Source organism: Bacillus sp. ISL-75, assembly GCF_018613095.1.
Window position 1 is genome coordinate 107,463 of the sequence record NZ_JAGGQX010000017.1, and the last position, 7,421, is coordinate 114,883.

At 40.4% G+C, this 7,421-nt stretch carries 6 protein-coding genes; all 6 read left to right on the forward strand.

The features are described 5' to 3' along the window. Window positions 1–45: 45 nt before the first annotated feature. The 6 genes from J7E63_RS07710 to J7E63_RS30475 all read left to right on the forward strand — a co-directional run bounded on the left by J7E63_RS07710 (window position 46) and on the right by J7E63_RS30475 (window position 7,327). Window positions 46–2,568 carry a beta-mannosidase gene (locus tag J7E63_RS07710; RefSeq protein ID WP_215010915.1) on the forward strand — a complete coding sequence of 841 codons (2,523 nt, stop codon included), beginning with the start codon at window positions 46–48 and terminating at the stop codon, window positions 2,566–2,568. After that, a complete protein-coding gene (locus J7E63_RS07715; RefSeq protein WP_215010916.1) occupies window positions 2,565–3,557 on the forward strand; it encodes a zinc-dependent alcohol dehydrogenase family protein in 993 nt (330 codons plus the stop codon). Before J7E63_RS07710 ends, J7E63_RS07715 begins: the two co-directional genes overlap by 4 nt. Window positions 3,558–3,611: 54 nt before the next feature. Continuing rightward, window positions 3,612–4,841, forward strand: coding sequence for an MFS transporter (locus tag J7E63_RS07720; RefSeq protein WP_215010917.1), 1,230 nt, complete (start codon window positions 3,612–3,614; stop codon window positions 4,839–4,841). Window positions 4,842–4,867: 26 nt separating this feature from the next. Beyond that, window positions 4,868–5,734 carry an ROK family protein gene (locus J7E63_RS07725; RefSeq protein WP_215010918.1) on the forward strand — a complete coding sequence of 289 codons (867 nt, stop codon included), beginning with the start codon at window positions 4,868–4,870 and terminating at the stop codon, window positions 5,732–5,734. A gap of 20 nt (window positions 5,735–5,754) precedes the next feature. Further along, a complete protein-coding gene (gene manA, locus J7E63_RS07730; protein WP_215010929.1) occupies window positions 5,755–6,702 on the forward strand; it encodes a mannose-6-phosphate isomerase, class I in 948 nt (315 codons plus the stop codon). Between the two features lie 370 nt (window positions 6,703–7,072). After that, window positions 7,073–7,327, forward strand: coding sequence for an EAL domain-containing protein (locus tag J7E63_RS30475; RefSeq protein WP_374193710.1), 255 nt, complete (start codon window positions 7,073–7,075; stop codon window positions 7,325–7,327). Window positions 7,328–7,421 lie beyond the last annotated feature (94 nt).

Sequence of the window (7,421 nt, forward strand, 5' to 3'; positions counted from 1 at the left end):
AAACCTGAGATTTCGTAAGCATTTTACAATGGTAGGTGACGTATTATGAAAATGAATGATAACTGGAAAATAAAATATTTTGATGTGGGGACCGGTCGTGATCTTGAGGTCGCTGCACCTGAATATATTGATTACTTCTGGATGACAGCATCAGTACCTGGTGATGTGCATTCAACACTGATTGACCGAAACCTGATTGATGATCCTTTTTTCGGACACAATGATTTGAAATGTCAGTGGGTAGAGGACAAGGTTTGGTGGTATCGCAATACTTTTGAGTTCAATGATGAAGTTAGTAAAGACCACCGCTATGAGTTGATTTTTGAAGGTTTGGACACATTTGCTACGGTTTATTTAAATGGTGTGGAGCTAGGTTCAACCTCAAATATGTTTATCAGTCACAGCTTTGAGGTTTCTCGGGAGCTGAAGCAAGGGAAAAATGTTCTGGCGGTTAAATTTGATCCAATTCATGTTCATGTGAAAGACAAGGTTCAGTATTATTGGTCAGGATTTAGCAAGAAAAGAATCTGGACGAGGAAAGCACAAAGTCATTTTGGCTGGGACTGGGGTCCTCGGTTAGTTGCTGCAGGGATTTGGAAGGATGTTCATTTAGAGAAGAGAACTTTTGCGAAAATTGATCATATCTTTGCGAAAACGAAATCGATTTCTCCAGAAAATGCAATTGTCGAAGTAGATATTGAAGTGGATGCACATACAAAAAACAAGGATTATGAGGTCTTTGTTAACCTCTCCTTTGGGGCAGAAAGTTACTCTACTAAAGTAAAAGTAGACCGCAAACACGCAACAGTGCTATTGGAAGTGGAAAATCCAAAGCTATGGTGGACACATGATATTGGCACGCCTCATCTTTATCAACTAAAGGTTGAATTGCTTGCGGGTGGTGTGAAAGTGGATGAAAAACAAGAAGTCTTTGGGATCAGAACCATCGAAGTCCAACGAAAAGACGAAAACGGCAATCATAGTTTTTCCTTTGTTTTAAATGGTGAAAAGGTATTTGCGAAAGGCGCTAATTGGATTCCAATCGATAGCTTCATTGGAGCCGTTCCAGATTCCCGTTACAAGCACTTAATCAAGATGTCGAAAGATGCAAATATGAATATGCTTCGTGTATGGGGTGGCGGTATCTATGAAAAAGAGGTTTTTTATGACGAGTGTAATCGGCTTGGCCTTTTAGTCTGGCAGGATTTCATGTTTTCGTGTGCTCTGTATCCGGATTACAATAAGAACTTTATGGCCAACGTTAAAGAAGAAATTATTCATGTCGTCAAACGGCTGCGTAATCATCCTTGCTTGGCTCTTTGGTGTGGAAACAATGAGAATGATTGGCTCTATGAAGCGTTGTATTCATCAGGTGAAATTACGCATCCTTTTTATGGTGAAAAAATCTATCATGAATTAATGCCTGAATTACTTGAAGAACTTGACCCAACGCGTCTGTTTTGGCCAAGCTCACCATTTGGCGGAAATGATCATAACTCAAGGGACGAGGGAGATACGCATAATTGGCAGGTTTGGCACGGCAATATAGAGCCGAGGACATTTGGGGAACCACAGAAAGTGAATTACAGTGTCGAAGGGCTGTCATTTAAAAATTTTAAAAATGATACCACACTCTTTGCAAGTGAATTTGGCATGCATGCTTCTTCTAATCGCTATACATTAGAGCGAAATATCCCGAAGGATCAATTTTACTGGGGAAGCGAAGAAATGGCGTATCGCAATAAGGATATTCATCATCCAAAAGGAATTTTGCTAATGGAAGGGTATACAGGAGTACCTAAGGATTTAGATGAGTACATTTCCTATTCGATGTTAACACAAGCGGAAGGTTTGAAGTATGGAATCGAACATTACAGGCGTAATAAACCACATACAAGCGGTGCGTTATTTTGGCAGTTAAATGACTGCTGGCCGGGTACAAGCTGGTCAGTTATCGATTATTATTTATTGCCAAAGGCTTCCTATCATTATGCAAGAAAGTTCTATAGTCCGGTTCTTTTAACGCTTGATCATGAACCAGGCATGGAGATGAAGGTTTGGGTTGTAAATGATCGGTTAGAAACCTATGAGGATGAAATTGAGCTGGCCGTTTATCAATTTAATGGCGAAAAAGTATTTTCAAAGCAATGGATGGTTTCCATCGAACCGAATGTTTCGAAACAAGTGGCTGCAGTATTGGAACAAGATGCATTAGCCGGAATTCTGCCAGAAGAGGCTGTTATCGTCCTCAGTTCCAAAAATAATAAAACCTATGAAAACTTCTATTACTTCCGTGATCAAAAGGATATCAGATTAGAAGAGTCGAAATTAACGGTTACGGTTGATCAGGAGAAAAAGGAGTTAACGGTATCTACGAATATGCTCGCGCGAATGGTAACGATTGAAATGGATATGGAGCAGCTTGTAATCGAGGATAACTTCTTTGATTTACTGCCGAATGAGAGCAGAACGATTAAGGTTGAACAGGCTGAGGGAAAAGACGTTCCTTGGGAGACCTTGAGAGTGAAGGCTATTAATAGTGTGAAAACAGAGGGGGAACTCGTATGAAAGCAGCGGTTTTACAAGGAACAAAGCAAATAGAGGTAATGGATTGGAACTATCGTTCTCCATCACCAAAAGAGGTCATTGTAAAGGTGAAAAGCTGTGGAATTTGCGGTACAGATCAGCATATTTATCATGGTCATCCCGGTTCTGCTGAAGTCCAGCCGCCAATTGTTCTCGGTCATGAATTGGCAGGGGAAGTAGTGGAAGTAGGTGCAGAAGTATCAACCCTCCAAAAAGGGGATCGAGTTTCGATTGATCCGAACATCTATTGCGGTACATGTGAGTATTGCCGCAGCAACCGAGCACATTTATGTAATCATCTTCAGGCGGTAGGTGTAACAAGGGATGGCGGCATGGGTGAGTATTGTGTTGTGCCCGATGCCAATTGTTACAAGCTCCCAGACCAAATGACTTTTGAAGAGGCTGCGCTTGTCGAACCCTTAGGCTGTGTTTTACATGGATTTAGGAAGGTTGAGTTGTCACCCTTAAGTAAGGTACTCATTATTGGCGGCGGTTTTATTGGACAATTGTTTTTACAATTGGTCAAACAGCAAAATGTTGATTCTATCATTGTGAGTGAACCTGCGGAGAACAAAAGAGAGCTTCTTTATAAGCTGGGAGCTGATGACGTGGTCCATCCAATAAATGCTTCTAAGCTAGAAGCAGATGTTGTGATTGAATGTGTGGGCAGAGCGGATAGTATGGAATTGGCGGTTAAATCAGCAGCAAAAGGCGGCCAAGTGTTACTTTTTGGGGTGGCAGCGCCAGAAACTGTTATTTCTGTTTCGCCATTTGAAATTTTTTCAAAAGAACTTACCATTAAGGGTTCGTTCGTGAACCCATTTACCCATGAAGAAGCTATTTCACTTATTGCAAAAAAAGTGGTGGATGTAGAGTCGCTGATTTCTCATCGTTTTACTGTCGAAGAGTTGCCAGAAGCAATGGCGAACTTTCCTATTCTTAAAGTATCAAAAGCGATAATTAACCACTAGTTGCAGGAGTTGTCGGCCCTTGAGGCCGACTACGCTGCAAAAGGAGATCAAAGAATGTTTCAAATTTTTAAGTCCTTTTCTACGGAATTAAAGTTCTATTTACTGATGAATGCCTTATTTTCCTTTGGCGGGGTATTGTCAGGTGTTTTTCAAAGTGTTTTCTTATGGAAACTGGATAAAACCTTTTCACTGCTAGCTTATTATAGTTTGTATTGGTCCATCGCGATCATCTTTTGTTTTGGACTTTGTGGCTGGCTTGCAAGGAAAACGAGTCCGATGATTACGATGCGTTTAGGATTTGTCTTTTATCTGATTACCTATTTAATTATGCTCATTTTTCATGACACATTAAGTGATCATATCATGTTGTTAGGATTTTCAACTGGATTGGCAATGAGCTTGTATTATGTCGGCATGCATTTGGCCGTATTAGACTTAACAACCAATGATAATCGAGATCAATTTTTATATGTACAAGGAATTCTATTTACCATCGGTGGTGTAATCGGCCCAGTTTTGTCAGGGATCATCATTTCGCAATTAGAAGGGATGCTGGGTTATTATGTCGTTTTTATTGGAACCTGTGTATTCTTTTTTATATCCTTTTTAACCTCTCTAAAAGTGAAGGGACACCCGATTACAGCAAAAAGTTATTTTTGGGATGTCATCAAGAATCCATCACAGGAATGGAAGAAGATGTATAAGGTAATGTTTGCTGATGGGATTGTATCAGGCGTGTACGGGACTTTTTTGATTACGATGATTACCTTTAAAGTAGCTGGTGGAGAATTAAGTTTAGGAGTTTATAATATGGCTGCTGAGCTTGTTGCCATTGTTACATTCTATCTGCTAGCTATGTTCTCTAATCCGAAATATCGTCTCGCCATTTATGCGATCGGTTCGGTAAGTATATTTTTGAGTTCTGTTTTGTTATCGGTCCTTCCTGTCCTTATTTCGTTGATTATTTTTGGAATTGTCTCTCCATTAGCACAAAATATGATTACCACCTCGATGAGTGCCATGATTTATGAAGCAATTGAGAAGGACCCCGAGTACAAGGAAAAGCGCTTGGACTATATCATTATCCGAGAAATTCCACTCGGTGTTGGAAGAATCATCGGAGTATTTTTGTTTTTAGCGATGAGAAAATACTTTGATTTTGACCTGCTTTTACCTGTCTCGTTTAGTCTTTTTCCGATTATATATGTCATCATGATTCCATTCCTATATGTTATTTGGAGAAAATCAAAAAAGGGATCTGTGGTTAGTTTTAATGAAATGTAGAAATTCTTATTTGGAGGAATTTATGTATGTTGGGTGCAATAGAAGCAGGCGGAACAAAGTTTGTTTGTGCTGTGGGCGATGAAAAGGGTTATATCGTAGACCGTATTCAGATTCCAACCACAGTACCAGCAGAAACGATGACAAAGGTGATTGAATTTTTCAAGCAATATCCTTTAAAGGCAATTGGTGTGGGTTCGTTCGGTCCAATTGATGTGAATCGGGAAAGTGCTACTTACGGATATATTACATCAACTCCTAAAACACCTTGGAAAGATTATCCTTTTGTACAAGCATTAAAAGATGCTTTTTCTGTTCCAATTAGATTCAATACCGATGTTAATGCTGCAGCCTTGGGTGAGGCCACCTTTGGCGCAGCGAAAGGATTGGACAGCTGCTTGTACATTACAGTTGGTACTGGAATTGGAGCAGGAGCCATTGTTCAAGGGAGGCTTCTTCAAGGACTTTCACACCCTGAAATGGGGCATATTCTTGTGAGACGGCATCCAAATGACGAATTTCAAGGGAAGTGCCCCTATCACCACGATTGCTTAGAAGGTCTAGCGGCCGGTCCTGCCATTGAAGAGCGCTGGGGAGCGAGAGGAGATCAACTTGTGGATCGAATGGAAGTTTGGGACCTAGAAGGCTACTATATTGCCCAAGCCCTGATGCAATATGTATTGATTCTTTCGCCGAAAAAAATCATCCTTGGCGGGGGAGTTATGAATCAAAAACAGGTGTTTAGTTCCGTTTATAAGTATTTAAAGGAATTTATTAATGAGTATGTGGCTTTGCCGGATCTTACTGAATATATTGTCGGTCCTGGTTTAGGTGACAATGCGGGAATTACTGGATCGCTCATGCTTGCTCATCAAGCATTTCAAGAGGAAAATTAAAGATACTTTTGGAGGTAATAATAGTGCAACCATTATTTTTAAGACCAGTTTTTAAAGAGAGAATTTGGGGCGGGACCGCCTTACAAACTGAATTTGGGTACGACATTCCAAATAATCAAACAGGGGAATGCTGGGCAATTTCCGCTCATCCGAATGGACCTTCGATTATAGAAAATGGTTCGTATGCTGGTATGGCTTTGGACGATCTATATCTTAAAAATCCAGAGCTTTTTGGAAATCCGAAGGAAGAGGTTTTTCCACTTTTAATGAAAATATTGGATGCGAACATGGATTTATCCGTTCAGGTCCATCCTGAGGATTCTTATGCGAAGGTTCATGAAAATGGGGATCTTGGTAAAACCGAATGCTGGTATATCGTCGATTGTAAAGAAGGGGCCGACATGATCTTCGGCCATAATGCGAAAACAAAAGAAGAATTAGTCGAGCAAATTAATGAAGAGAAATGGAACGAGCTGTTGCACAGAGTCAAAATCAAGCCAGGCGACTTTTTTTATGTTCCAAGCGGAACCATCCACGCATTGTGTGAAGGTACACTTGTATTAGAAACCCAGCAAAGCTCAGACACAACCTACCGTGTGTATGATTACGACCGTAGAGATGGAGAAGGGAATTTGCGCGAGCTGCATTTAGAAAAAGCCATTGATGTGACAACTGTGCCTCATCAAGATGCTGGGGTTACTCCAAAAGTCAAGGAAGTTGAAAATGTAACGATTACAACGTTTGTGGAGTCAGACTTTTTCTCCGTCTACAAATGGGACGTTAGCGGAACAGCTGCTTTCTCATTTAATGATCAATATTTGCTACTCAGCGTCATTAAGGGAGAGGGAACACTTCTTTATAATGGTCAGCAATATGGATTGGAGAAGGGCTCTCATCTGATTATCCCTGTGGGATTTGATGAATTTAAAGTAGACGGGAATTGTGAATTAATCGTTTCGCATACTTGATAGGTTGAAATTTAATATAAAACAAACAAAGTGTAAGGATCCTCTAGATTAAGGGGAGCTTTTGTACCAGGAGTGACATCACTAGAACAGGCCCTTAAACATGCCTATTCTAATATTGTTAATACGGCAAGAAATATTGCAAGGATACTATAAAAGAGGGCTGACCATGAATTCAGCCTCTCAATTTTTGGGGAGGGTGAATAAGTTTTGCACCTTCATGAAAACCGCGGGATCTCAATCTCGCGTTTTTTTTGTTCCTTACTTTCTATGTGGTCAAGATTAAGGTCAAATAACAGGTTCCATCGAGGAGCCTGCCAAATCCAAAAGTAATTGTCGAAAAAATGCCTCAAACGAGTGATATACCATCAAAATTGATAAATCCTTTATCCAGGGTCTAGATAATAAAAATCAAAAGTCGGTTTGTCGGGCATTGGTTGCGATGGGCAGAAATCTTGGTATGAATGTGGTAGCAGAAGGTGTTGAGGAAATGGAGCAATATCAATATTTATGCAGCATTGGCTGCATAAAATACAAGGCTACTATTTTAGCAGACCCACTTCAGTTGATTTGGTGGAGAAGTTTTTCTAAATGGGAGCAGAATTCTCTTTATTTTAGGCTATGTTAAAGGAAATTGTTGATTTTATAGCTAAGTTGATTGGAGCGGAAGGCGCGAAGACTCCTGCGGGAGGACGGGGCTGGGGAGACCCCGCAGGCGCATA

Excerpts from the sequence above, each read along its gene's own strand:
- J7E63_RS07725 (WP_215010918.1), top strand. The coding sequence starts at position 4,868 with ATGTTGGGTGCAATAGAAGCAGGCGGAACAAAGTTTGTTTGTGCTGTG.
- J7E63_RS07720 (WP_215010917.1), top strand. The coding sequence starts at position 3,612 with ATGTTTCAAATTTTTAAGTCCTTTTCTACGGAATTAAAGTTCTATTTA.
- J7E63_RS07715 (WP_215010916.1), top strand. The coding sequence starts at position 2,565 with ATGAAAGCAGCGGTTTTACAAGGAACAAAGCAAATAGAGGTAATGGAT.
- J7E63_RS07710 (WP_215010915.1), top strand. The coding sequence starts at position 46 with ATGAAAATGAATGATAACTGGAAAATAAAATATTTTGATGTGGGGACC.